Source organism: uncultured Duncaniella sp., assembly GCF_910577345.1.
Taxonomy (GTDB): domain Bacteria; phylum Bacteroidota; class Bacteroidia; order Bacteroidales; family Muribaculaceae; genus Duncaniella.
This window is the reverse complement of record NZ_CAJTMT010000014.1, coordinates 280-25,246: the sequence shown is the minus strand read 5'-3', so window position 1 is coordinate 25,246 and position 24,967 is coordinate 280. Positions and strand designations below refer to the sequence as shown.

19 protein-coding genes and 1 tRNA gene are annotated in these 24,967 nt (G+C 51.1%); 8 read left to right on the top strand and 12 right to left on the bottom strand.

Translation table 11 applies throughout. The features are described from left to right. Positions 1-219: 219 nt before the first annotated feature. The 9 genes from QZ310_RS07635 to dnaG all read right to left on the bottom strand — a co-directional run bounded on the left by QZ310_RS07635 (position 220) and on the right by dnaG (position 14,296). Positions 220-1,449 carry a bifunctional 3,4-dihydroxy-2-butanone-4-phosphate synthase/GTP cyclohydrolase II gene (locus tag QZ310_RS07635; protein ID WP_297071914.1) on the bottom strand — a complete coding sequence of 410 codons (1,230 nt, stop codon included), beginning with the start codon at positions 1,447-1,449 and terminating at the stop codon, positions 220-222. Then, on the bottom strand, positions 1,439-3,394 hold the full coding sequence (locus QZ310_RS07630; RefSeq protein WP_297071913.1) for an LptF/LptG family permease: 1,956 nt from the start codon (positions 3,392-3,394) through the stop codon (positions 1,439-1,441). Before QZ310_RS07630 ends, QZ310_RS07635 begins: the two co-directional genes overlap by 11 nt. 149 nt (positions 3,395-3,543) lie before the next feature. Then, positions 3,544-4,038 carry an OmpH family outer membrane protein gene (locus QZ310_RS07625; RefSeq protein ID WP_297071912.1) on the bottom strand — a complete coding sequence of 165 codons (495 nt, stop codon included), beginning with the start codon at positions 4,036-4,038 and terminating at the stop codon, positions 3,544-3,546. A gap of 124 nt (positions 4,039-4,162) precedes the next feature. Continuing rightward, on the bottom strand, positions 4,163-4,678 hold the full coding sequence (locus QZ310_RS07620) for an OmpH family outer membrane protein (protein ID WP_297071911.1): 516 nt from the start codon (positions 4,676-4,678) through the stop codon (positions 4,163-4,165). 89 nt (positions 4,679-4,767) lie between these two features. Continuing rightward, positions 4,768-7,410 carry a POTRA domain-containing protein gene (locus QZ310_RS07615; RefSeq protein WP_297071910.1) on the bottom strand — a complete coding sequence of 881 codons (2,643 nt, stop codon included), beginning with the start codon at positions 7,408-7,410 and terminating at the stop codon, positions 4,768-4,770. Positions 7,411-7,455: 45 nt separating this feature from the next. After that, positions 7,456-8,193, bottom strand: coding sequence for an isoprenyl transferase (locus tag QZ310_RS07610; RefSeq protein ID WP_297071909.1), 738 nt, complete (start codon positions 8,191-8,193; stop codon positions 7,456-7,458). 107 nt (positions 8,194-8,300) lie between these two features. After that, positions 8,301-9,005 carry a DUF6089 family protein gene (locus QZ310_RS07605; RefSeq protein ID WP_297071908.1) on the bottom strand — a complete coding sequence of 235 codons (705 nt, stop codon included), beginning with the start codon at positions 9,003-9,005 and terminating at the stop codon, positions 8,301-8,303. A gap of 44 nt (positions 9,006-9,049) precedes the next feature. After that, complete coding sequence (locus QZ310_RS07600; RefSeq protein WP_297071907.1) at positions 9,050-10,540, bottom strand: DUF6242 domain-containing protein; 1,491 nt, start codon at positions 10,538-10,540, stop codon at positions 9,050-9,052. Positions 10,541-12,103: 1,563 nt separating this feature from the next. Then, positions 12,104-14,296, bottom strand: a complete 2,193-nt coding sequence (dnaG, locus tag QZ310_RS07595) for a DNA primase (RefSeq protein ID WP_297071906.1) — start codon at positions 14,294-14,296, stop codon at positions 12,104-12,106. A 458-nt stretch (positions 14,297-14,754) separates the two neighbouring features. Between dnaG and thrS the strand changes: the two genes are divergently transcribed. The 6 genes from thrS (at position 14,755) to QZ310_RS07565 (ending at position 19,776) form a co-directional block, all read left to right on the top strand. After that, the gene (thrS, locus tag QZ310_RS07590) at positions 14,755-16,698 is read left to right on the top strand and encodes a threonine--tRNA ligase (protein WP_297071905.1); all 1,944 of its coding nucleotides are present in this window, start codon (positions 14,755-14,757) and stop codon (positions 16,696-16,698) included. Positions 16,699-16,706: 8 nt separating this feature from the next. Beyond that, entirely contained in the window at positions 16,707-17,306 is a 600-nt protein-coding gene (gene infC, locus QZ310_RS07585; RefSeq protein ID WP_297071904.1) for a translation initiation factor IF-3, read from the top strand. A gap of 95 nt (positions 17,307-17,401) precedes the next feature. Continuing rightward, on the top strand, positions 17,402-17,599 hold the full coding sequence (gene rpmI, locus QZ310_RS07580; RefSeq protein ID WP_297071903.1) for a 50S ribosomal protein L35: 198 nt from the start codon (positions 17,402-17,404) through the stop codon (positions 17,597-17,599). Between the two features lie 130 nt (positions 17,600-17,729). Continuing rightward, positions 17,730-18,080, top strand: coding sequence for a 50S ribosomal protein L20 (rplT, locus tag QZ310_RS07575; RefSeq protein WP_107032431.1), 351 nt, complete (start codon positions 17,730-17,732; stop codon positions 18,078-18,080). A 107-nt stretch (positions 18,081-18,187) separates the two neighbouring features. Continuing rightward, the gene (locus QZ310_RS07570; protein ID WP_297071902.1) at positions 18,188-19,477 is read left to right on the top strand and encodes an O-acetylhomoserine aminocarboxypropyltransferase/cysteine synthase family protein; all 1,290 of its coding nucleotides are present in this window, start codon (positions 18,188-18,190) and stop codon (positions 19,475-19,477) included. A gap of 38 nt (positions 19,478-19,515) precedes the next feature. Beyond that, positions 19,516-19,776 (top strand): hypothetical protein, encoded by a 261-nt coding sequence (locus QZ310_RS07565; protein ID WP_297071901.1) that lies wholly within the window; start codon positions 19,516-19,518, stop codon positions 19,774-19,776. 178 nt (positions 19,777-19,954) lie between these two features. Here the strand turns inward: QZ310_RS07565 and QZ310_RS07560 are convergent, their stop codons facing one another. Next, the gene (locus tag QZ310_RS07560; protein WP_297071900.1) at positions 19,955-21,421 is read right to left on the bottom strand and encodes a hypothetical protein; all 1,467 of its coding nucleotides are present in this window, start codon (positions 21,419-21,421) and stop codon (positions 19,955-19,957) included. A gap of 936 nt (positions 21,422-22,357) precedes the next feature. Between QZ310_RS07560 and QZ310_RS07555 the strand changes: the two genes are divergently transcribed. Continuing rightward, positions 22,358-22,430 (top strand) — tRNA-Lys (locus QZ310_RS07555). Between the two features lie 508 nt (positions 22,431-22,938). Then, positions 22,939-24,258 carry a site-specific integrase gene (locus QZ310_RS07550; RefSeq protein ID WP_297071899.1) on the top strand — a complete coding sequence of 440 codons (1,320 nt, stop codon included), beginning with the start codon at positions 22,939-22,941 and terminating at the stop codon, positions 24,256-24,258. Positions 24,259-24,319: 61 nt separating this feature from the next. On the opposite strand, the gene QZ310_RS07545 is transcribed toward QZ310_RS07550, so the two are convergent. Next, a complete protein-coding gene (locus QZ310_RS07545; RefSeq protein ID WP_297071898.1) occupies positions 24,320-24,589 on the bottom strand; it encodes a helix-turn-helix domain-containing protein in 270 nt (89 codons plus the stop codon). A 19-nt stretch (positions 24,590-24,608) separates the two neighbouring features. After that, a complete protein-coding gene (locus tag QZ310_RS07540; RefSeq protein ID WP_297071897.1) occupies positions 24,609-24,914 on the bottom strand; it encodes a helix-turn-helix domain-containing protein in 306 nt (101 codons plus the stop codon). Positions 24,915-24,967 lie beyond the last annotated feature (53 nt).

The window sequence follows — 24,967 nt, the reverse complement described above, 5'->3', positions numbered from 1 at the left end:
CATGGTTTGTAGGGACGCGCTGTAGCGCGTATGCCGGATGAAAATAGAAGGAATAAATATGGTACATAAATTCATAAATGACAAAAATAACAGAGTAATAATTCAGTCTAATCCATTCGGATTTGGAATTTACTCTGTTATTTTTGTCATTTATGAATTTATGTACCCACTCCACTGTCATTTGAAAATGGGGAGCCGTATCGTCGTATAGAACACGATTTATTTTGCCGGTTGGTCGGGGACATGGAGGGTATGTCCCATGCGCTGCTGCTTGGTGAGCATATAGCGGAGATTGTAACGGTTGGGAGCGATTTCGATGCCAACGTTGTCGACAACCTCAAGTCCGTAGCCTTCGAGACCGATACGCTTCACGGGATTGTTGGTGATGAGGCGCATCTTGCGTATGCCGAGCAGACGTAGGATTGATGCTCCAACTCCATAGTCACGCTCGTCAGCCTTATGGCCGAGGTGGAGATTGGCGTCGACTGTGTCGAGCCCCTCTTCCTGAAGCTTGTAAGCCTTGATTTTTTCCATCAGACCGATGCCGCGTCCCTCCTGGTTGAGATAGACGATGGCACCGCGTCCCTCCTTATCGATAAGTTCCATAGCCTTGTGTAGCTGTTCGCCGCAGTCACAGCGCATCGAGCCGAAGATGTCGCCGGTGGCACATGATGAGTGGACGCGGACAAGGACAGCGTCATCACCGCTCACATCGCCCTTGATGAGTGCGATGTGTTCGAGGCCGTTGCTCTTCTGACGGAAGGGGATGAGGCGGAAGTGGCCGAATGCTGTCGGCATGTCGACTTCCACACCCTCCTCTACGAGCGATTCGGTGCGCAGACGATAGGCGATGAGGTCACGGATGGAGATGAGTTTCAGTCCCCATTCGTCGGCTTTCTTGCGGAGCTGCGGGAGGCGCGCCATTGTGCCGTCCTCGTTGAGTATTTCGATGAGTGAGGCTGCCGGTTGCAGACCTGCGAGACGGGCGAGGTCAATGGCAGCTTCGGTATGACCTGCACGGCGGAGCACACCTGCATCCTGAGCGTAGAGAGGATGGACGTGGCCGGGACGACCAAACATGTCGGGGGTCGATGCGGGATCGGCGAGGGCGCGGATGGTGGCCGCACGGTCGTGGGCCGAGACTCCGGTGGTGCAACCGGGCAGGAGATCAACAGTCACGGTGAATGGAGTGCCGAGCATCGAGGTGTTGTCCTCCACCTGACGTTCGAGTCCGAGTTCCTTGCAGCGCGAGAGCGAGAGCGGTGAGCAAAGCTCGCCACGCGCGTTTGTAATCATGAAATTGACATCGTCGGCAGTGACTTTCTCAGCTGCGATGATGAGGTCGCCTTCATTCTCGCGGTCCTCGTCGTCGACCACGATTACGAATTTGCCTTCGCGGAAATCGGCGATGGCTTCTTCTATGCTGTCTAACTTGATGTTATTTTCCATCTGTCGGAATAGTATTATCTGTTGGTTGAGGATTTTCGGGGGCAATCAGCTCGATAAGCTGGTCGGTTACCTTCGTGACAGTCGCAAGTTCGTCGCGCAGACGCATCTGTGTCTTGCGTCCATAGAACCATATCGACAGGCCAAGGGGGAATATCACCATCATGGTCCATGAGAGCCAAGACTTGGTGGATGGTTGCTGGAACCAGAGACTGCGGAGGATGGGGAGGTCCATGAGTTTCAGCACGACCATCTTCTCGCGCGAGTTGGAGAGATATTCGACATCGCCTTCAATCGTGTCGCGCAGACGGTGGAGCTCATCGCGGTCATAGCCGTGGAGCCAGTAGTCCATATAGTTCTGTTTGGCGGGATTCTTCTGAAGATAGGCCGCCACTTCCAGTTTCAAGGTTTCGAGTCGCTGCACGGCCACTGTCGGGTCGACTTCCTCCATCACGAGCTCCTTCATCTCTACATGGCGCACCTCGCTGACTCCAAAGAATTTGCGGAAGAAGTTGAGATAGGCATCCTTGTTGAACACAGCGGAGTCGTTGACAGCCTTATAGGTGAAGAATATACCCATAGGCAACAATACGGCTGCACTGAGCCACATTCCTTCCCAGACTTCCCACTTGCCGTCGCGGGCAAGCTTATAGCCCATGTTGTCGATGATATAGTAGAAAATGAAGAGGAAGACGGAGATGACAAGCGGGGTGCCGAGACCACCCTTGCGGATGATGGCACCGAGCGGCGCACCGATGAAGAAGAAGATGATACAGGCGAAGGAGAGGGTGAATTTCTTTTGAAGCTCTATGGCATGGCGGCGTATGGTCTTGAGGTCGTCGGCCATGGTGATGCTCTTGTATTCGTATTCCTGACGCATACGCTGCGCCTTTGCGAGACCTTGGTTGAGATAGCTGAGCCTTACGCCGGAGGATGAACCGCGCAGGAGCGAATCGACATTGAGTGGCTTCTCGATGACTACGTCGGGCAGACGTTTGCTGACGGTGCGGCCACTGTCGGTATGGGTGGTGCGGTAGACGCGCAGCCCCATGTAGGGATATTCGCGCAGGCTTGTGCCGTAGATGGAGCCGAGGGAGTCGACCCGCACGGTCACGGAGTCAATTGTGGCCTGCAGTTCGGCCATATTCTTACCGACATACTGGTTTCTCATGCCTTGCTCATCCATTCGGTTGAAGTTGGAGTCGAATTTCAGCATGATTTCCTTCTCGGTGAAGGATTCACGGCGGTAGGGGACATTCTTCATGTTGCCCGCACCCGCATCCTTTAGATTCTCGAAGGATTCGCCGTTCCAGAGATGGAGGAAGAGGTGGGTCTTGTCGGGGGTGATGGACATCTTGCCGGAGTCGGCAAGGATGATGGATGAGTTCTCGAATCCTTTGGAGACATCATAAATCATGACTTCGTAGAGGACGCCTGTCTCGCGGTTCTTTTCCTGCACGAAGAGATTGTAGCCCGGAATCTGGTCGTAGAACACGCCTTCCGGGATTTCCAGTTCGGGCGACTTCTGCCTCATGGAGTAGAGGAGCGTCCACATCTTTGTCTGCGCTACGGGAAGCACGTCGTTCTGGAAAAAGAAAGCGCCGGTGGCAATACCTACCATCAGCACGATAAGCGGAGCCATGGTGCGCAGGAGCGATATGCCCGAGGCCTTCATGGCTGTGAGTTCGAATTGCTCGCCGAGGTTGCCGAAGGTCATCAGCGAGGCGAGGAGTATGGCGAGAGGGAGGGCCATGGGAATCATGGTCAGAGCGGCGTAGAAGAAAAGTTCGCCGATGACATCCACGCCGAGGCCCTTGCCGACGAGTTCGTCGATGTAGCGCCACAGGAATTGCATCAGGACTATGAAAAGACAGATGCAGAACGTCATCATGAACAGAGGCACGAAGCTCTGGAGAATGAAGATGTCCATGCGTTTGATTCGTAACATAGCTGTGGCGGGGTAATGACGGTTGGTAAGTAGGGTTGATGAAATGTCCACCGCCCGCCATGTGACCCGCGTAGTGCGGACGACATGGCGGGCGGGGGTATGGGGTTTGTTAATCTGTCAAACGGAAAGCGTTGTGAGATTCACGAGCTTTATTTGATGCCGAGTGCAGTCTTCACGAGGGGAGTCACATCGGTGACATCCGAGCCGGAATAGAGGGGCATCACGTTTTCGAAGATGAAGGTGTAGTTGCCTTCGGCGCCTACGGTCTGGATAGCCTTCACGACTTTCTCCTGAACGGGAGCCATGAGCTGCTGGTTCTGACGCTGGAGGTCTTCCTGGGCTGTCTCACGGAAGCGCTGAATCTTGGTGTCGATTTCCTGGAGCTCCTGAGTGCGGCGTTCCTTGATGGTCTCGGGGGTTGAAGCTTCGAGAGCCTGGAATTCCTGGAATTTCTTGTTGAATTCTTCCTGAAGTTTGGCGAATTCATCTTCGTATTTCTTGGTGGCAGCCTGCATCTGCTCCTGAATAGTCTTTACTTCGGGGAGTGACTGGATGAGCTCCTGGGTGTTGATGACACCGAATTTCTGTGCGAAGAGGCTCATGGGGAACGCAATCATGATTGCGAGTAAAAGTTTTTTGATCATCGTTGTATTTGGAAGTTTTATTTTTAAGATTATGATACTTTAAAAATTTCTGAAACGCGGGGTGTCACTGCCGTCGACGAGAAAAAAAATCACCTGCGGCGTGAGCGGTGCAAAGATAGGGATTTTATTTGGAATAACCTAACTTTTCAAGAACCTCATTGGATACGTCGATACGGGGCGATGCAAATATGATGTCGGCTGACGACGCACGGTCGAAGATGCACTGGTAGCCACGCTCTTCCGAAACCTTCTTGACGGCGTTGTAGACATCGTCCTGAATCGGCTTCATGAGGGTCTGGCGCTTTTTGTAAAGTTCACCTTCGGGACCGAAGTATTTCTGGCGGAGTTCAGCGGCCTGTTTCTCCTTGCCGACAATCTCCTCTTCCTTTTTCTTCTTCTGGTCGTCGGTCAGGAAGACCATTTCGTTCTGATAGTTCTTATACAGTGTCTCGGCCTCTTTCGCAACGGCCTCGACCTCCTTCTGCCAACGCTGTGAAATCTGATTGAGCTGTTCGTTTGCCATTTCGTAGGCAGGGACGTTGGAGAGGATGTAGTCCATATCGACAAGCGCGAACTTCTGTGCGGATGCTCCGGCGAAGCAAGCGATGACGAGGGCTAATGTCAGTAAAATCTTTTTCATACCTTGGGCGGTGTTAACGGTTTGTTTATATAATATATAGACGCACCGGAGGGTAAAAAGTTTAATCAGTGGTGAAAACAGCCGTGGGATTAGAATTCCTGGCCGAGAATGAAGTGGAAGTGTGACCCACCCTTCTGTCCGTAGACGCGGTCGAAACCGTAGGCCCAGTCGATACCCATCATACCGATCATCGGGAGATAGATACGGATACCGGCACCGGCACTGCGCTTGAGGTCGAAGGGCGAGAAGTTCTTGACGGAGGTCCATGCGTTACCGCCTTCGATGAAGGTCAGACCGTAGATGGTTGTCGTGGGCTGTAGCATGAAGGGGAAGTGGAGTTCCATGCCGAAGCGGGTGTAGGCGTAGCTCTGGTAGTTGGGTGAGAGCTGACCGTTGTCGTAACCACGGAGTGCGATGGTTTCCTGAGCGTAGGTGTAGGAACCTGACATACCGTCACCACCGACATAGAATGTCTCGAAGGGTGATTTGAGATATTTGTTGTAGCTTCCGAGAAGACCGAAGTCAGCACGGGTCATAAATACGAGTGTATGTTTGCCGTCCGGATCGGTGAGCGGAGTGTAGGTGCGCGATTTGAAGCGGAGCTTCCAGTATTCGATCCAGTGGTAAAGTTCCTTGCGGGCCTCCTCGGCCTGGGTGGTGTTCTCGCGGCTTGAAGCGAGTTCCGAGAGGCGTTTCCAGTTCTTCTTTCCGAAGAGCGATGCGGGAGGAGTGAGCTGAAGGTTGAGCGAGAAGGAAGATCCTCTACGGGTGTAGAGCGGGTTGTCGATAGAGTTACGGGCGAGGGTAAGACCGATGGTGAGGGAGTTGGACGAGCCGTTCTGCATGTTGAGCAGGTATTCCCAGTTTTTGAGGTAATACCAGTTGTAGCCTAACTCTGCCTGGAATGTGAAGTGGTCGTCAGGCCAGCTGAGACGCTTGCCGAGTCCGACGGTCACACCGAGCATCTGGAGGAACTTGTTGGGGTCGTAGGCATTCTCGTAGGAGTTCTGATAGTAATCATTGTAACCGTAGTTGCCGTAGAGACCACCGTAACCATAGTTGTAGTAGTTCTGCCAGTTGCGGTTGTAGTACGATGAGTTCACACCTGTCTGACGGCTGTAGTAGGCAGAAACAGAGAGCGAGTTGGGTCGCTTGCCACCGAACCACGGGTCAAGGAACGAGATGCTGTATGCCTGATAGTAGCGGGCATTGGTCTGTGCCGAGATTGTGAGCTGCTGACCGTCGCCCTGCGGGATGAGGCCCTTGTAGCTGTTGGGGTAGAAGAGGTTCTTGATTGAGAAGTTAGTGAACTTGATGGCCACCTTTCCGATGACACCTGTCTGTCCCCAACCCATAGAGAATTCGAACTGGTCGTTGGATTTCGATTCGAGATTGAAGAGGATGTCGACGGTTCCGTCCTCCTGGTTTGGTTCGGGTCGGATGTCCATGTTTTCAGGGTCGAAGTGGCCTGTCTGGGCGATTTCACGGGCCGAACGCATGAGGTCGCTCTTGCTGAAGAGCTCACCGGGGCGAACATAAAGCTCACGGCGGATGACCTTCTCGTAGAGGCGGTCGTTACCGTTGATGATGACGTTGTTGATTCGTGCCTGCGGACCTTCGGTGATTCGCATCTCAAGGTCGATTGAGTCGCCGTTGACGTTCTTCTCAATCGGGGTGAGGTCGAAGAAGAGATAACCGTTGTCCATATAGTAGTTGGCGATTGCGTCATCGTCTTCTGTAGTACGCTTTTTCAGAAGTTTCTGGTTGTAGACATCGCCCTTCTCCATGCCGAGCACATTGGATAGAATGTCTGTCTGATAGATGGTGTTGCCCACCCAGGTGATGTCGTTGATATAGTATTTCTTGCCTTCGTCGAGGGTGATGTAGACATCGACGGTCTTCTCGTCGTAGGGCACGACTGAGTCTGCGAGAATGGCAGCGTCGCGGTAGCCTTTCTCGTTGTATTTCTGAAGGATGCGTTCAAGGTCGTCCTTATAGTCGCTTTCGACGAATTTTTTCTGACGGAAGAGGTTGAGAATCTTGCCCTTCTCATTGGTCTTCTTCATGACGCGCTGGAGCTGGTTGTCGCTGAGCACCTCATTACCGTCGATGTAGATTTTGTGGACCTTGACCTTATCGTTTTTGTTGACATTGATGTCCACGATCACTTCGTTGGGGTGCGAGAGGTCGTCGGTCAGATTAATCTTTACGGCCGCGTTGCCGAAGCCCTTGTTGCTATAATATTTTGAGATAATCTGCTCGGCGCGGTTGACGATGTTCTGTGTAATCTGGTTGCCTTTTCGGAGCTGGAGGGCTTCATCGAGGTCGTTCTGCTCACCTTTCTTCACACCGTGGTAGTTGATTTGGCCGATGCGGGGTTGCTGACGGAGGTTAAGGGTGAGGTATGCCTTGTTGCCGACGACTTTGTCGACGGTTATCTGCACCTTCGAGAAGAGTCCCTGTCGCCAAAGACGCTTTGATGCATCAGTCAGTTCCGAACTCGGGATGGTGATGAGATCGCCTTTCTTGAGACCGGTGTAGCCGATGACGATATAATCCTCATAGTTGTCGGCACCCTTGACCTGGATGTCGGCGATTTCATAGGTCTTCGGCAGACCTGTGAAGAGTATGGTCGGATTGTAAATGGTGTCGGTCGGAACCTGCGCCGAAATGCCGGTTGAGATGGAGAGTGACGAGAGCAGGAGCAGGAATGTGATGAATTTAAAACGCATTGGTCTAACGTTTGGGGAAATGTGTGGAGGGATGGTTTTCAGTTTTTATTTAAGTTGCTCGGAAGTGAGGCCGAAGCGGCGTTCACGGCCACGGAAGTCGCGGAGAGCGCTGATGAAGTCCTCGCGCGAGAAGTCGGGCCAGTATGTGTCGGTCACATATATTTCCGAGTATGCGATCTGCCAGAGCAGGAAGTTGCTGATGCGGTGGTCTCCGCCGGTCCGGATGAGGAGGTCGGGGTCGGGATAGGAGGCGGTGGTGAGGTAGCGGTTGAAAACCTCGTCGGAATCCATGTCCGAAGCCTTTGCTTTTCCTGCCTCAACGTCTGCGGCAAACTGCCGGGCGGCCTCGACGATTTCCCATCGTGAGGAATAGCTGATGGCGAGGATGAGTGTCAGACCGGTGCAGTGCGATGTGTCTGCGATGCATTGTTGCAGACGTTCGTATGCTTCGCGCGGCATACGGGAACTGTCGCCTATCATCTGAAGGCGTACATTGTTTTTTATCAGGTCGGGGGTCTCTCGCTCGATGGCGATCACGATGAGGTGCATGAGAGCATCGACCTCGGCTTGCGGACGATTCCAGTTTTCAGTGGAGAACGTATAGAGTGTAAGGTAGCCGATGCCGAGTTCGGAGGCAACTTCGGTGATTCGTCGGACCGTGTTGACTCCTTCGACATGTCCTTCGCTGCGGTCGAGACCGCGCGCTTTGGCCCAGCGGCCGTTGCCGTCCATGATTATGGCGACGTGGCGGGGAAGGCTACTTTTGTCTATTTCTTCTGTCATATCTTTTTGTCGGTCACGTCATCGTGTCGCATTTTTGCGGCTGTGGATGGCGTTGTGAGGGATTGGTATATCGTTTTCTAAAAAATGTCTGTCGGGACGGTGGAGGCTCAGTCAATGCGGTGGCATGTGACGCAGCGTTTGCCGAATTCGTAGCTGATGCTCAGCATCAGTGTCGAGTACCAGTCGGTGTTCTTCAGAAAGGAACTCTTGATGAGGTAGAGGTCGCTGAGTTCACCGCTGTCGACATGGTCGCCGAACACCTTGGTCATGCAGAATTCAAGTCCGAGGTTGAGACGCGGGCGGATTTTGTATTTGACACCGAATCCCATCGGGAGACTCATGGCAACGTATGAATTTCCATCGGAACTCGACATCGTCACTCCAAGTCCGAGGCTCAGATAGGGTGAGATTCGCGACAGGCGTTTGTATGTCTCGCCGATGCCATAGTTGAAGAAGTTGAATTCCACACGTCCGCCCAAATCATAGACCCATGAGTTGAATTCATAGACCTTTCCTTCGGGAAGCACGTTGTCCATATCGGCTGTCGATCCGCTCAGGGATGCGGCTGTCAACATGCCTCTGATGGCCCATCGGGTGTTGATGAGATAGCGGAAAGAGCCGTTGAGCGCAACTCCCGGGTGGGCGAAAAGCGAACTTTCGTTGGCATCCCCGAGGTAGCCCGACATGCCGATTCCGGCACCGATGTCAAATTTATAGGTCTCGACGCTCTCTTGCGTCTGAGAGTGGAGTGCAGGACCGGTAGACCCTGCAAGGATTATCAGTAGGAGAAGACGGAGGAGAGTTCGTTTCATCAGTTTACCACATTATTATATATGGGGATGGATATTGACCCGTATCAATAGAGGGGCTTGAAGGTGAAACGGCGTATCACACCTTTCCAAATCGAGTCGTAAAGTTCACCGTTGAGTGCCTCACCGCCGAAAAGATAGATGTAGGGACATTCCCATTCTGTGATGGGAGCGCTCACGCGGCTTGTATGGGCAAAGGGAACCGGAGTTGCCCATGCCGGAAGACGGGTTCCGGAGAAGGCGGTCCATCCGTCGGGCATTGAGCGCGACATTGATTCGTTGAGTTCAGTGTCAATCACAACGGCCTGTGCATTTGCGAATGCAGGAATGTAGTCGGGCAACTGGAGATAGCTTGAAGCTTCGTCCCAAGTGATGCCCTGGTCGTAGGATACATACACACTCTTCGACACGACCTCACCGGCTGTCGATTCGTAGCGGCCACCGACGGCAAGAAGAACCGAACGTTCGGTGACGCGCCATGACTTGGTGTTGACGCGGGGTGTGAAATAGGGGAAGAGGCTCATATCGGTGCGCTCATCGATGTCGCGGGTGCTGATCTTGGCCCATACCTCTCCATCGTAGCCCCATGTCGAACCTACGACATTGCCGGCTGCATCGCAGCCACCGACGAAGATGGCGAGAGGTTTGCTGCTCCATTTGGTCTCATAGAGGAGCATCTGGCTTGTGCCGCTGACGGGACAGCCGTTGGGGATTGCATATTCGGTCGAAGCGGGATAGCTGACGTGTTTCCAACCGTCGGAATCCTTGCGGGCTCCAAGGGCACAGCCGTCATAGCCGCCGTAGAGGTAGTCCATTCTCGCGCCTGTCGATGTCCATGTCAGGGCGTCGGCCGATTTGTAAAGACGTCCGTTGGAGTCGAGGATATAGAAAGCCTCGGTGCTTGCAGAGAATGAGTTGACAACCGCTCCGGAAGGCAGGGTGGCTGTAGAGGTTGTCCAATCGTTGTTGAAGGGATTTACTGTCGATGCGACAGAAGCCTGACGACCGTCTGAGGTCAGGCAATATACCTTGCCGTCATATTCAACGGTCTTCTGCTCTTTGGGTGCGGAGAGACCGGAGGGGAGATTGCGGCGGGCAGCCTGTGCCCAGTAGAGAGTATCGGGTTCGACCTGATGGACATTGACCTTGATGGTATAGTCGCGTGTTGAAAGGCCGTCGTAGGATTTTACCGTCAGTTTCACGGGGCCGTTGGCGAAGTTGATGCTGTCGTTGGGGCTGTCGATGTAGCTGATAGTCGTGTCGCGTTCTGTCTCCCACTGATTGAAGGTGAGATCGCAGGCGCTGGCCGACGATGTGCCAATCTTGACAATAAGTTTGTTGATTTTTGTGCCTTTAGGGAGGGAATCGGCGTTGAAGATTACCGCATTGACAAGGTCAATTGAAAAATATACCGAGTCAAGGCCGGTGAGTACGCTGTCATCTTTTGCAAGGCTGAACGAGGAGACTGTGCAGTTGCCAAAATCACCCTCGGCCACAAACGAGTCAGAGTCCTTGTTGCATGAACTGATTACCCCCATGATTATGAGGGCAAACAATGTGTATAGCGGGTATCTTTTAGTCATAATGTGGTCGTAAGGCCGCTTTTTCGGGCCGTGATATTTGCTATTTTATTGTATTAGGGATGTTTAGGACGGTCTAAACACTGTTTCAAGATGCAAAGTTAACAAGATTTTTGTTAACTACCATTCAGTGAGCGTAAAAAAAAGCTAATAAGAGGGTCTGGCATCTGTTAAATCGACAGGTCTTTGGTTTTAACATACAATCGGAGGGTGTGTAAATCATCGGGTGAACGGAGATTAAGTGATGGCGAGAGGACTGTTGGTTTGGTATTGTACCATCTACAAATTGAAGGGGTGGCTTAGTGGAAGATGTACAATTTGTCCCCAAATGGGCTACATATTTGTATACCAATGGACTACAGGTGTCGCAATTTTAGGAAAAGAGGCTTATTATTGCCTCGAAATTTTTGGATTTTTTAAACCTTATCTCTACATTTGCATTACAAAATAATATCTCCTCGCCCCTGAAATGGGCACTGACGGCCACATCGAGCCGGGGTGCACCGGGCGTTCCCGAATCGAAAGGGAGCTACAAACCGAATTAAAATTGTAAATGACGACAAAATTATAAGACTACAAGATTTCTAACATACTAACATTACCAAAAACTATTTACAATCACCGGAGCCACATTTGAGAAAAACCTCTGATTTCGGCATAGCCAACTGACGGAATCGTTTTTTCAATATATGTGTTTTTACAAGATTGTAGATTAGAAGAGGGGGACTGACCGTGAGGTTCGTCCTCCTTGTTCTTTTAATCTATAAAAATTACATTTAAAGATGGAATCCGGATGGCAACAGTAACGCTGCGGAGCAGCGATGTGATGGTAGCCCCACATCGAGTGGCAACGCAATGAAGCCCGCAGGGCGGAATTGCGTGCCCGAAGGTGTGGGGTTATCGGTTGGCACACAGTCAAGGGCATCGAAGATGTCCGATAAATCATCCCGGCATAGACAAATCCTTATCCACGGTATTAATCTGCTTCAAATAGCGAAACATGTAATATCCGACATCTTTCATTCTCGCATTTCACTTCTATTGGAAACGTGCGTTATTATCGGACATCTTCGATGCCCGTAGTGGGAATGTCGTTCCTTTTCCCCACACCTTCGCGCGCCGCAATTTCGTCCTGCGGGCTTCATTGCATCGCGCTCGATGAGGGGCTACCATCGCACCGCTGCTTCGCAGCTAATCGGCTTCCATCCGGCAAACATCGTGCTCGATGCGTGGCTACGACCAAAGGTCACCGTCTCTGTCTTTCTTATTAACAATTCAGAGAGTAAATTTTAACTTTGAATCTCTTCTGCAAAGGTAAAAGCTATGAGCGTATCGCTGCTATATAACTACCCGTTTGTTATTTTTATTTAAGCTGGTGATGGAATCATCATTTGGACTTCGCAGCTTTCCGGTGGCCATCCGGAAAGGTGATGTCGCATTGTTGCCGGATAGTATTTAACGTCTCATATCGTTATGAGGCTTTCTTGCGCTCTTGTTTTGCTGCTGCAAACGTGGAATTTCCTATTTTCTTGGTGCTATGACGCGGTCGCCGATGAGTTTGGCAAGCTCGGAGCGGGCAAGTTCGATGTCGCGCATATCTTTCATTAGTTCTATCACCTGATTGTAGTCGGAAGAACATTTCGTCATGGCAAGTTTCACGTCTTCCAGACGCGTGCAGAGGATGGCGTCTTTCAGTTCATGGAGTGTGCGGGGGACAAGCTCGCCGAGGAGTTCCTGTTCGGTCGCTACTTTTGCATATTTTGTGTGGACCTTGCTCAGAATGTGGCGTTCGACGACGAGGTCCGACGCGAGATTGCGCACCGAATCGTCGGGCGACGAGCACATCTGTCTGGCAAGGTAGCTGGATGAGAATTCTTCGAGACCCTTGGTGTAGTTGGTGTCGACTGTTTCCTGCAGTGAACGTTCCATAGCTGATATGCTGCCCACATCGGTGGCCTTGCTGCGGATTTCCTCAACTCCCGCCTCGAACTCCTGACGGCGGCGCTTTTCAAGCTCTTCCCTCCTTCGCTCAAGGTCGGCGTCCCATGAGTAGCGGCTGAGGCGCAATGCCTCGGCGAAAAAGTGAGCGAGGTCGGGGTTGACAAAAGCGATTTCATCAGCGGCGAGGTCAGCTTCGATGTATTCGAGGACGGTCATGGGGACGGGATTGCCGTCATCGTCGATACCGTCGGCAAAGGCGTAGTTCCCGTATTTGGCGATTAGGCGGGCTATTGCCATCTCGTAAGTGCGGAGGAAGCGGATATGGCGCGTGGCCGGATTTTCCTGCTCCTTCGGTTCGGCCTCCTGCCTGACGCTGTCGGCCATTCCTTCCTGGATGGTTGGTATGCCTGGCCCTCCGGTGAAGGCTTCGGCGCGCTGTTTCTCCTCGCGGGATTTAAGTTGGAATTCGTTGAAATATTTCCCGACTTCGCGGCGCAACACGTCCTCCTCCATGAACAGTATGCGTGAACATTCCTGAACATAGACGCTGCGGGTGATTTCATCGGGGATGAGGGCTATGGTCTTCACCACTCTTGTGATGACCTGCGCGCGGCGGGTAGGGTCGTTGGCCGCACCTTCCATGAGGATGCGGGCCATGAAGCTGATGAAGTCGGTTTCGTTGGCCTTGATGTATTCCTCGACCTCTGTCGACGAATGGTGTTGTGCGAATGAGTCCGGGTCCTCTCCCTCGGGCAGAAGCAGCACCTTGATGTCCATGCCGTCCTGCAGGAGTAGTTCGATACCTCGGAGCGAGGCCTTGATACCGGCGGCATCGGAGTCGTAGATGAGGGTGACGTTGTTGGTGAATCGTTTGATGAGCCTTACCTGCTCGACGGTCAGCGCCGTGCCCGATGAGGCGACCACATTGCAGATTCCCGACTGGTGCATGGAGATGACATCCATGTAGCCCTCGACGATTATACACTTGCCCTCCTTGGAGATTGCCTTTTTCGCTTGAAAAAGACCGTAGAGCTCGCGGCGCTTCTCATATATCTGCGATTCGGGCGAGTTGACATACTTGGCGATTTTCTTCTCCTTGCTGAGGGTTCGTCCGCCGAAGGCCACGACCTTGCCTGAGAGAGTGAAGATAGGGTAGATGACACGTCCGCGGAAGCGGTCATAGACACGGCCATCCTCCGTCTTGGTGCAGAGTCCGGTCGAATAGAGGTATTGTTCGCTGTAGCCTCGCTCGGTTGCAGTCTTGAAGAGCGCGTCGCGCTGGTCGAGGGCATATCCGAGGTGGAAACGCTCGATCATCGCATCGCTGATGCCACGGTAGCGGAAGTAGGAGAGGCCGATGTCGCGACCGTCGGGCGTATCCTTCAGCGTCTTCTCGAAATAGCGCATAGCGAATTCGTTGAGCACGAGCATGTTCTCGCGGTCCCCTTCGGCGCGCTTTTCCTCGTCGGTCATCTCACGCTCCTCAATCTCGATGTTGTATTTCTTGGCGAGGTAGCGGAGCGCTTCGGTGAACGACAGTTGTTCGAGTTTCATGATGAAGCTGACCGGGCTTCCACCCTCTCCGCAACTGAAACATTTGCACATGCCTTTGGACTTGGAGACATAGAACGACGGAGAGCGGTCGTTGTGAAACGGACACAATCCCACATAGTTCGCACCCCTCTTCTTAAGGGCCACGAAGTCGCTCACCACCTCTACAATATCGGCGGCGTCAAGTATGCGCTGGACAGTTGCATTGTCAATCTTCTTCATCGTGACTGCAAAGTTAATGAAAAATCACGGTAACATGTCATTTTTGCCATTATGGATTTATTTGCCAATTATTAATATATGGATATTGGGGTTCATCCGGCATACGCGCTGCAGCGCGTCCCCTACAGAGGATGGATGTAATTATAGCTGTGTTGCAGGATTCGGTGAAATTTGTAGGGACGCGCTGCAGGGCGTATGCCGGATGAACGATGCAGCTATACGGCCGGAATAAGGAATCGGGATTAAAAATACACTAATAAAATAAGCGGATATAATCAAATTTACGTCTTTTACAATCAAAATGCATGGATTATACGGTAAAAGTTGCGTGAGATATAATCAAAGTTCCGATTTTTCGCTATATTATAAGGTGTTTTTCAAGAAATATTTTCTATCTTTGCAAGCTGAAAACAACAGGAGTCGCTTGTATGGCTCCCGAAACTTACATTATATCACTAATGGCAACAATCAATATCACCTTCCCTGACCAGAGCGTGAAGCAATTCGAGAGCGGCGTCACCCCTCTTCAGATTGCCGAATCTCTGTCGTCGCAACTCGCCCGCGACATCCTCGCAGCTACTGTAAACGACAAGGAATGGGACATCTCACGCCCCATCACCGAGGATGCCTCAATCCGTCTTTTCAAATGGGATGATCCTGAAGGCAAGCACGCTTTCTGGCATTCGTCGGCCCACCTTCTCGCCGAGGCTCTTCAGGAGCTCTTCCCCGGTGTGAAGTTCGGCATCGGTCCCGCTATCGAAAACGGTTTCTACTACGACATCGACCCGGGCGAAAACACCATAACATCAGCCGACTTCCCCCGCATCGAGAAGAAGATGCTTGAACTCGCCCAGCAGAAGCAGGAAATCGTACGCGCCGACATCACGAAGGCCGACGCGCTCAAACTCTTCGGCGACCGTGGCGAGGAATACAAGTGTGAGCTTATCTCGGAACTGGAGGATGGTCACATCACAACTTACACTCAGGGCTCGTTCACTGACCTCTGCCGTGGTCCGCACATCGCCAACACATCGCCCATCAAGGCTGTGAAGGTGACATCGCTCGCCGGTGCATACTGGCGTGGCGACGAGAAGCGCAACCAGCTCGTCAGAGTCTACGGCATCACCTTCCCCAAGAAGAAGATGCTTGATGAATACCTCGTCCTTCTCGAAGAGGCCAAGAAGCGCGACCACCGCAAGCTCGGCAAGGAGATGGAACTCTTTGCCTTCTCGCAGAACGTCGGCGCAGGTCTGCCCCTCTGGCTCCCGAAGGGTACCGCCCTCCGCGACCGCCTCGAGCAGTTCCTCCGCAAGATTCAGAAGCAGTATGGCTATCAGCAGGTCATCACTCCCCATATCGGCAACAAGAACCTCTATGTCACTTCAGGCCACTATGCCAAGTATGGCAAGGATTCTTTCCAGCCTATCCACACTCCCGAGGAAGGTGAGGAATACCTGCTCAAACCGATGAACTGCCCTCACCACTGTGAAATCTTCCGCGCTCTTCCCCGCAGCTACCGCGACCTGCCCCTCCGCCTTGCTGAGTTCGGCACCGTCTACCGCTACGAACAGAGCGGTGAGCTCCACGGCCTGACCCGAGTGAGAGGTTTCACGCAGGACGACGCCCATATCTATTGCGCCCCCGACCAGATTAAGGGTGAGTTCCTCAAGGTGATGGACATTATCTTCTACATCTTCAAGGCACTCAAATTTGACAACTTCGAGGCTCAGATCTCGCTCCGTGACCCCAACAACAAGGAGAAATACATCGGTTCCGATGAGAACTGGCACCTCGCCGAGCAGGCTATCATCGATGCCTGTGAGGAGAAGGGCCTGAAAGCCCGTAAGGAATATGGCGAAGCAGCCTTCTATGGCCCGAAGCTCGACTTCATGGTCAAGGATGCGCTCGGCCGTAAATGGCAGCTCGGTACAATTCAGGTTGACTACAACCTCCCCGAACGCTTCCAGCTCGAATACACCGGCTCTGACAACCAGAAGCACCGTCCCGTGATGATCCACCGCGCACCCTTCGGTTCGATGGAGCGTTTCGTGGCCGTATTGCTCGAACATACCGCCGGTCGATTCCCCCTCTGGCTTGCTCCCCAGCAGGCAGTCGTCCTCCCCATCTCGGAGAAGTTCAACGACTATGCCTATGAGGTTGCAAATCAGCTCAACGCCCTTGACATCCGCACTCAGGTTGACGACAGAAATGAGAAAATCGGCAAGAAAATCCGCGACAATGAGCTTAAGAGAATCCCTTACATGCTCATTGTAGGCGAAAAAGAAGCTGAAAATGGTGAAATTTCTGTAAGAAAACAGGGTGAAGGTGATAAAGGTTCGATGAAAATTGCTACCTTTGCAGACGATTTGGCTCGCGAAGTCAATGAAATGATTAATCAATAAACCCCTGAATGGAGAAAAAACCTTTCGCCCCGCGCCCTCCGCGCCCCAATAACAACAACAATAACAACGGCCCTCGCCGTCCTCTTAACAACCATCGTAAAGAGGAACCCTACGCCACCAACGAGCACATCCGCGCACGTGAAGTGCGACTGGTGGGCGATAATGTTGAAAACGGCATCTATCCCATCCAGGAAGCTCTGAAGATTGCCGACGGCCTCGGTCTCGACCTCATCGAGATCTCACCCACCGCCGAGCCACCGGTCTGCCGTGTGCTTGACTACCAGAAGTTCCTCTATCAGCAGAAGAAGCGCCAGAAGGAACAGAAGGCCAAGGCTACCAAGGTTGTCGTGAAGGAGATCCGTTTCGGACCCCAGACCGATGATCATGACTATAACTTCAAGCTCAAACATGCCATCGGCTTCCTCCAGGAAGGCGCAAAGGTGAAAGCCTATGTCTTCTTCAAGGGTCGCTCCATTCTCTTCAAGGAGCAGGGTGAAGTGTTGCTCCTGCGTTTTGCCAATGACCTCGAAGAATATGGCAAGGTTGACCAGATGCCGGTCCTCGAAGGCAAGCGCATGATCATCATGCTCAGCCCCAAGAAGAAATAAGTAACTATAGAAATTAAAAAGAGCGCGTCGCGCTCGGCCCAGACTGGGCGCGACGCTCCTCATAGAATTAAAATCATTATTTAACAATCACACAAATGCCAAAGATTAAGACTAACTCCGGTGCCAAAAAGAGGTTCGCCCTTACCGGATCAGGAAAGATCAAGAGAAAACATGCCTTCAAGAGCCACATCTTGACCAAGAAGACCAAGAAGCAGAAGCGCAACCTTACCCACTTCTCACTCGTTGCCCGCTGCGACTCTTCAAACGTTAAGGAGCTCCTCGCTCTCAAGTAAGAAAGGCCCGGTTTTCACTTGTAATTAAAATCGTGATTTCTAATTCAATTCTTTAACCGAACGTACAGCCACCTAAAAAATGAATCTAAGTGCATTGACGTGCCGCTGACGTTCACAATCCATTTTTAAAATGCCAAGATCAGTAAATCATGTAGCTTCAAGAGCTCGCCGCAAAAAAATCCTCAAACTCACCCGTGGTTACTTCGGCTGCCGCCGCAACGTGTGGACCGTAGCAAAGAACACCTGGGAAAAGGGTCTCACCTACGCTTACCGTGACCGCAAGGACAAGAAGCGCAACTTCCGTGCCCTCTGGATTCAGCGTATCAACGCAGCTGCCCGTCTTGAAGATCTTTCTTACTCCAAGCTCATGGGCCTTATCCACAAGGCTGGCATCGAGATCAACCGCAAAGTCCTCGCTGACCTCGCGCTCAACAATCCCGCTGCTTTCAAGGCTATCGTTGACAAGGTGAAGAACGCCTAAAGAGCAAAAACATTAGCCATACCCTACCAAGGGCTTCCCTCTGATTATTTTCACAAGGGAAGCCCTTGATTATATCCCTACACATAACTACTCAACAACCAATGACGATGAATCAGGATAAGACTTATTCACCCGCCACACTCTGCGTGCAGGCCGGATGGACTCCCACCAAGGGGCAGCCCCGTGTGCTCCCCATCATTCAAAGCACCACATTCAAGTATGACACCAGCGAACAGATGGCCCGTCTTTTCGACCTTGAGGACTCAGGCTATTTCTATTCGCGTCTGCAAAACCCTACTGTCGATGCCGTAGCTGCCAAGATTGCCGCTCTTGAAGGTGGTGTGGCTGCCATGCTCACATCGTCAGGACAGGCAGCCAATTTCTATGCAGTATTCAATATCTGCGAGAGTGGTGACCACATCGTGTCGTCGTCCAATATCTATGGCGGTACATACAACCTTTTCGGTGTGACGATGAAGAAGCTCGGAATCGAGTGTACGTTCGTCGATCCGAATGCTTCAGAAGAGGAACTGCAGGCCGCTTTCCGTCCCAATACAAAGGTGCTCTTCGGCGAGACCATCTCCAACCCCGGCGGTGAGGTGCTCGATATCGAGAAGTTTGCTCGTGTGGCCCATGCCAACGGTGTGCCTCTAATCGTCGACAATACTTTCCCGACTCCCATCAATTGCCGTCCCTTCGAGTGGGGTGCTGACATCGTCACCCATTCTACTACCAAATACATGGACGGTCATGCCGTGAGCGTCGGCGGAGCTATCGTTGACAGCGGTAATTTCGATTGGGATGCACATTCCGATAAGTATCCCGGCCTTACAACTCCCGATGAGTCGTATCACGGTCTGACCTATACCAAGTCATTCGGTAAGGGGGCCTATATCACCAAGGCTGTCGCACAGCTCATGCGCGATCTCGGTTCGATGATGTCGCCTCAGAATGCTTTCCTCCTGAATCTCGGACTGGAGACCCTCCACCTTCGTGTTCCCCGTCATTGCGAGAATGCCTTGACTGTCGCGAAGTGGCTTGAGGCCAATCCGAAAGTCAAGTGGGTGAACTATTGTAGTCTCCCCGGCAACAAGTACCATCATCTTGCCGAAAAATATCTTCCGAAAGGATCCTGTGGAGTCATAGCATTCGGGCTTGACGGCAGCCGTGAGGATGCAATCAGATTCATGGACCGGTTGAAGTTCATCTCGATAGTCACCCATGTGGCTGACGCGCGCACCTGTGTGCTCCATCCTGCAAGCCATACCCACCGTCAGCTTTCCGACGAGCAGTTGCGTGCGGCCGGTGTAGCCCCCGATCTTATCCGTCTCTCTGTCGGAATCGAGGATGTGGCCGATATTATAGCTGACATCGAGCAGGCACTCGCGGCTGAATGACCCCATTGTTGGATAATTAAAGTCAACCCATTGTCCCTATGTCACTACTGAAACGATTGAAAGAGCTGTTGTCGGACACTCGGCCTCCTGCGCCGGATGATCTTGTCAGAATCAACACCTATTCCAATGTCGAGGAGGCATCCATAGCCAAAGGATGCCTTGAAGCAAACGGTATTCCGGCTATGGTTGAGAATACCGCCGAAATCTACACTCCGCAGATAAAGCAGGGAGTGGGGGTATTGGTATTTTACCGCGACTACGCAGCCGCCTGCAAGCTGCTCGGAATAAATATGGAATAGTCCACCCCCCTGCGAAGGACACAGAAAGCCGGAAGGCCGGAGCGACATAAGTTTAAGTATTTTTTCTAATGAAAATAACTTGTGTCATTTCCGGCCTTCCGGCTTTCTGTGTCCTTCGCAGGATGTCTTATTATATCTATTATTTAACTTCAGATGTATGTTTGTCTGGAGAGATGGCCTACAGACCGAATGTGAGGGTCGTGAGATAGCGCAATCCCGATCCGATGTTGTTGGCACCGAAGGAGAGGGTGATGTAGCCGTTGTTTCCACCAAACCATGTGGCTCCCATTGAGTTCACGGTATTGTTGACTGATACCGGTACACCGTAGGTTGCGACGAGCGCGTTGTAGACGTTATTGTAGCGCGACAGGTCATAGCCGGGGGTCGAGTAGTAGAACGATGATGCGTCCAGGCCGGCATTGCCGTAGTAGAGGGCTGCATCTGTCCAGACATAGTTCATTGCCGATACGTTGCGGAGATAGACGATGTCGTTGGTGTAGCCGTCGACATTATATCCGGCGTTGATGAGATAGTCAAGCGAGAGGTTGATTGCCGTGCCGAAAGTGAGGCCGAGGATACCTCTGATGATGGGAATTCTGCCTGAAGGACGCCAACCGCGTGGAGGCATCGGGCGGTAATGAGGACGTGCGATCACCGGACGGTATGGACGGTGAGGAGGAGCGACCATCGGAGGACGTGGGCCGGGACGATTGCCCGGGCCGAAGCCATGATTGTGGCCGGGACGGTTTACGGGGTGGCCGACACTTCCGTGATTGGGACGGTTTGGTCTGACAGAAGGATGGTTGCCGGGGTTGTGACCGGGATGATTTCCGTTTCCTATACCGGGTCGGTTTCCGTTATTCGGGCGGTTGTGGTTTGAATTGTTGCCGTTGCCGATATTGGGACGGTTTCCCGGTCGGTTTCCGTTGCCGACGTTCCCGGTGTTCGGGCGGTTGTTGTTAGAGTTGTTGCCGTTACCGACGTTTGGACGGTTTCCCGGTCGGTTTCCGTTGCCGACGTTCCCGGTGTTCGGACGGTTGTTAGAGTTGTTCCCGTTTCCGACATTTGGTCGGTTTCCGGGTCGGTTTCCGTTGCCGACATTTCCGCTGTTTGGACGGTTGTTGGAGTTGTTCCCGTTTCCTACGTTTGGACGGTTTCCGGGTCGGTTTCCGTTGCCGACATTTCCGCTGTTTGGACGGTTGTTGGAGTTGTTCCCGTTTCCTACGTTTGGACGGTTTCCGGGTCGGTTTCCGTTGCCGACGTTTCCGCTATTCGGGCGGTTGGAATTGTTGCCATTGTTGACGGAGGGACGAGTGTTATGGTTATTCCCATTCACAAGTGTTCCTGTCGGCTTGTTATTTCCATGATTTCCCGAAGATATGGAAGGGCGCGAACCTGTGGAAGGTCGTGAGCCTGTGGAGGGGCGGTTGCTTCCGCCGTTTCCACGGTTGCGGTCGGAATGGCCGCTGCGGGATGTTGTGGTTCTGTGCGACTGGCTCCCTCCGCGGTTTGAGTTGTTGGTGGTGCGTTCGGTGCGACCTCCATTTGTAGCGCCATTGTGACGGCCTTGTGCATCGGCAGTCAGAGGAACTGCAAGCGCTCCGCAAAAGAGTGCTATTGATATGTTGCGTAAAAGTCTTTTCATCTGCATGTCGTTAAAAATGTTAATGGTGGGTTGACAATGTTCTTGCCGGCTTACCGTCAGGCTTTATAAGTTAGAACAAATCCATGATGAAAGGTTTAACCTGACCGGATTAAAATTACTTAAATGGAAGATAAATATCATTCCGTAATCCATTTTAGACCCTTGTTCATCGGATTTGTGTTGTCAGGTATTTTATGAATGCAAGATAGTAGACGGAATAGTTATGTATGCCATAGACCTATTATACACACATATTTTTAAGTATCCGCATCCCATTTTAGGTATTCGCCCCCTCCCGTTTTTTGATGTTTCATGAAATCAGACCTTAATATAATAATATAATACTTCTTTAATACGTATGATTCGAGATTAGTAGTGGTGCGATAAAAATCTAACCACTGCGGTTAAATATTGGAGGGTGTTGCAGAACCTCGATTTTACCAATAGTCCCTAAAAGATAGCGCTTGCATATCAATGCATTACAAAAGCAGACTTCTCGAATTTGTGAGTTCTGCAACACCATCAAGAGAATATTGATTTTTTTGATTTGAAATTGATTTATCATGAATCGATGATTCATGCATACGCATCAGGATATTTTTTACATTCCATGAGCTGTTTTTTCATATTTCGTTCTCTTTTCCCATATATTTATATGGCTGCTGGTCTCACGTTGTATCAGAAAAAAACTCGTCGCGAGTAAAAAATCGAAGTTTTTATAAAAATTTTCATCCAACCTTTAACACAAAAAATATATTACGACTTCTAAAGAGAATCGAAATCTCCGGGTAAAATAGATTAAAAAATAGTATAAATCACTGAAAATGCATATTTAGAAGAAAATTTAATGAAAAAACATCAAAAAAGATTTGGAGGATTCAGAAAAAGCCCTTACCTTTGCATCGCAATTGAGGGAAACACCTCAGCAAAGCAAAAGACTCCGTAGCTCAGTTGGTAGAGCAACTGACTCTTAATCAGTGGGTCGAGAGTTCGAGCCTCTCCGGGGTCACTAATAGGTCTATCAGACCGAAGAAAAGTTCTGAAAATCATTGGTTTTCAGAACTTTTTCTTTTTACTCCTATCCCCGATCGACGCAAAATATTGAAACTGCTGGTGTGCAAGAAGGGTGCAGTGAAACTTATGCTGCAAACTGCACCCTCGATAGAATGTATTTCGCTATTTTTCAATATATTGCAGCGATATACCTTTGCGATTGCAGCACCCTCATAGAGTGTTGTGAGGGTGCAATGGTTCGCAGGATAAGGTGGTAAATCGAAACTCCATATTCCCGCATAAATCATTTTTGCAGCCCCTTGCAGCCCCTTTTATCGAAACATTACCGATTAAAAAGTGTTAAAAAAGGGTGCAAATCGAGGGTGCAAATCTATCGGAATGGAGAAAAACACTGAAACTGCACCCTCGCTATCCCGACATTTCATTTGTCCTTCGGATTTACAGATTGTAAAACCAAGAAAAATTTTGTAACTTTAGTATTAACCATTAAAGCCACAAGACAAATGAAATTATCCAATGAGAGTTATTTCTCGCTCAACTTCATAGCGAGAAAAGCACGACCGAACAAGGAGGGAGAAATACCCATAGCCCTCCGTATCACGATGAATGGGCAACGTGCAGAGGTATATACCAACCGCTATGTGGCTCCCAACAACTGGGATGCCTCCAAAGGTCAGTCGAAAGGAAAGACCAAAAAGGATTTGGAGCTTAACCGCTACCTCGACACAATCCGCACGAAAATCTGTGAGATCCACAACCAACTCGTCATGCGCGACGAGATGGTCAATCCCGACACGCTGAAAAAGGCATTCCTCGGTAAGCTCCAGAAACCTACAATGCTCTGCGAGGCTTTCCGCGAGGTCAACAAGAAAGTGCGCGACAAGCATGACCGTGGCGACATCTGCGAAGGAACACGCCTGCGCTGGGAGCGATGTGTGAAATATCTGGAAGAATTTCTCATCGACAACCAAGATGTGAAAGACATTCCGATGAAAAAACTCACATCGGGAATGGTTGACGATTTCGAGCATTTTCTCCGTATCAAGAAAGGCTGTGCCAACAACGCCGCTGTGCGTTATATTCGTTACCTCAAAAGCGTGATACGAACCGGTATCGCCAACAAGTGGATTGAGGACGATCCATTCCTCGGTAAGAAATATGTCCGTACCAAGCCCAAGAGAGAGAAGCTGACGGAGGCTGAACTCCAGCGTATCATTGAACTTGACCTGAGTGACCTGCCTCGCCTCGACCTCGTGCGTGATACATTCGTGTTTTGCTGCTTCACTGGACTGGCTTTCGCTGACATATCCACTCTCAAGCGTGAACACGTTGTTACCGACGACAAAGGCGAGATGTGGATACGCAAGGCCCGCGAGAAAACCGATGAGCTAAGCGTTATTCCGATGCTGGAGATACCGCGCAAGCTGATGGAGAAATACAAGGGGCATCCAAGAGTCGTGGAAAAAGACGGTGTTATTCCGGTTATCTCCAACCAGCGCATGAATTCCTATCTTGATGAGATTGGAAGCAAAGCGGAAATCAAGAAGCATCTGACCACCCACATCGCGCGTCACACTTTCGCCACGATGTCGCTCAACAACCATGTGCCGATTGAAACGGTATCAAAGATGCTTGGGCATAGCGATATTGCCACGACGCAGATATACGCCACCATGCTTGACGAGACTGTATCGGAGGATATGGGCCGCATGAGGGATAAGTTCGATGGGTTGAAGGTTGAGATTAAGCCTCTGCCTGAGAAGCCGACGACATTTGAGCGTCCGCCGCAGCCTAAGCGCGGACGACCAAAGAAAAGCAACTAAAATCGTCATCACATAAAAAGGGCGACAATCGAGTGAAATATACTCGGCTGTCGCCCTTTGTTTAATCGTAGTATGCTGGATGAAAATTCTCGTCAAGCATCTGCTGGATCTCATGCTCCGGATATAGGCAATTGCCACATATCCTATAATAGGAGAGAATGCCTCGGTCGCGGTAATTCTGTACTGTTCTTCGCGTTACTTTAAGACGCTCGGCGACTTCCTTATCATCAAGGAAACATACACCGGCAAGAACCGGATGATGGCTGTCACGGATTATCCCGACGGCTTCAAATGCGTCTTGGGTCTGAGAACGTGCTGCGATAATACGCATATCCGATTTGGTCACTATCTCATTCCCCATAGGCATCTCGATTTATATGAATACAGTTCTGCTCCATATAGCGGATAACCTCGGTGACTGGATACCTGACACTGCCGTCATCAATCCTGAAATAACCTATTTTACCGCTGTTGCGGAGTGATTGTAAGGTTGTAGTGCCGATATGTAGATAATCGCAGACCTCGGCGGAAGTCATCATCTCTGCTGTTTCCTTTCGGCGCAGACGATTAGCCAAAACAACAATCATGTTGCATAGAAGCTCGTGCTCGTCGAGGATACAGTCAAGTGTTTCCTTCTCAATCAGTAATACTTCCATAAATTATTGTGGATTTGTGGTGGGTGGATATTAAGGTTAAAAAGGCAGCGGGT

Bases quoted from the DNA above. Each gene is read 5' to 3' on its own strand.
- QZ310_RS07635 (WP_297071914.1), bottom strand. From the start codon at position 1,449: ATGGAAAATAACATCAAGTTAGACAGCATAGAAGAAGCCATCGCCGAT.
- QZ310_RS07630 (WP_297071913.1), bottom strand. From the start codon at position 3,394: ATGTTACGAATCAAACGCATGGACATCTTCATTCTCCAGAGCTTCGTG.
- QZ310_RS07625 (WP_297071912.1), bottom strand. From the start codon at position 4,038: ATGATCAAAAAACTTTTACTCGCAATCATGATTGCGTTCCCCATGAGC.
- QZ310_RS07620 (WP_297071911.1), bottom strand. From the start codon at position 4,678: ATGAAAAAGATTTTACTGACATTAGCCCTCGTCATCGCTTGCTTCGCC.
- QZ310_RS07615 (WP_297071910.1), bottom strand. From the start codon at position 7,410: ATGCGTTTTAAATTCATCACATTCCTGCTCCTGCTCTCGTCACTCTCC.
- QZ310_RS07610 (WP_297071909.1), bottom strand. From the start codon at position 8,193: ATGACAGAAGAAATAGACAAAAGTAGCCTTCCCCGCCACGTCGCCATA.
- QZ310_RS07605 (WP_297071908.1), bottom strand. From the start codon at position 9,005: ATGAAACGAACTCTCCTCCGTCTTCTCCTACTGATAATCCTTGCAGGG.
- QZ310_RS07600 (WP_297071907.1), bottom strand. From the start codon at position 10,540: ATGGGGGTAATCAGTTCATGCAACAAGGACTCTGACTCGTTTGTGGCC.
- dnaG (WP_297071906.1), bottom strand. From the start codon at position 14,296: ATGAAGAAGATTGACAATGCAACTGTCCAGCGCATACTTGACGCCGCC.
- thrS (WP_297071905.1), top strand. From the start codon at position 14,755: ATGGCAACAATCAATATCACCTTCCCTGACCAGAGCGTGAAGCAATTC.
- infC (WP_297071904.1), top strand. From the start codon at position 16,707: ATGGAGAAAAAACCTTTCGCCCCGCGCCCTCCGCGCCCCAATAACAAC.
- rpmI (WP_297071903.1), top strand. From the start codon at position 17,402: ATGCCAAAGATTAAGACTAACTCCGGTGCCAAAAAGAGGTTCGCCCTT.
- rplT (WP_107032431.1), top strand. From the start codon at position 17,730: ATGCCAAGATCAGTAAATCATGTAGCTTCAAGAGCTCGCCGCAAAAAA.
- QZ310_RS07570 (WP_297071902.1), top strand. From the start codon at position 18,188: ATGAATCAGGATAAGACTTATTCACCCGCCACACTCTGCGTGCAGGCC.
- QZ310_RS07565 (WP_297071901.1), top strand. From the start codon at position 19,516: ATGTCACTACTGAAACGATTGAAAGAGCTGTTGTCGGACACTCGGCCT.
- QZ310_RS07560 (WP_297071900.1), bottom strand. From the start codon at position 21,421: ATGAAAAGACTTTTACGCAACATATCAATAGCACTCTTTTGCGGAGCG.
- QZ310_RS07550 (WP_297071899.1), top strand. From the start codon at position 22,939: ATGAAATTATCCAATGAGAGTTATTTCTCGCTCAACTTCATAGCGAGA.
- QZ310_RS07545 (WP_297071898.1), bottom strand. From the start codon at position 24,589: ATGCGTATTATCGCAGCACGTTCTCAGACCCAAGACGCATTTGAAGCC.
- QZ310_RS07540 (WP_297071897.1), bottom strand. From the start codon at position 24,914: ATGGAAGTATTACTGATTGAGAAGGAAACACTTGACTGTATCCTCGAC.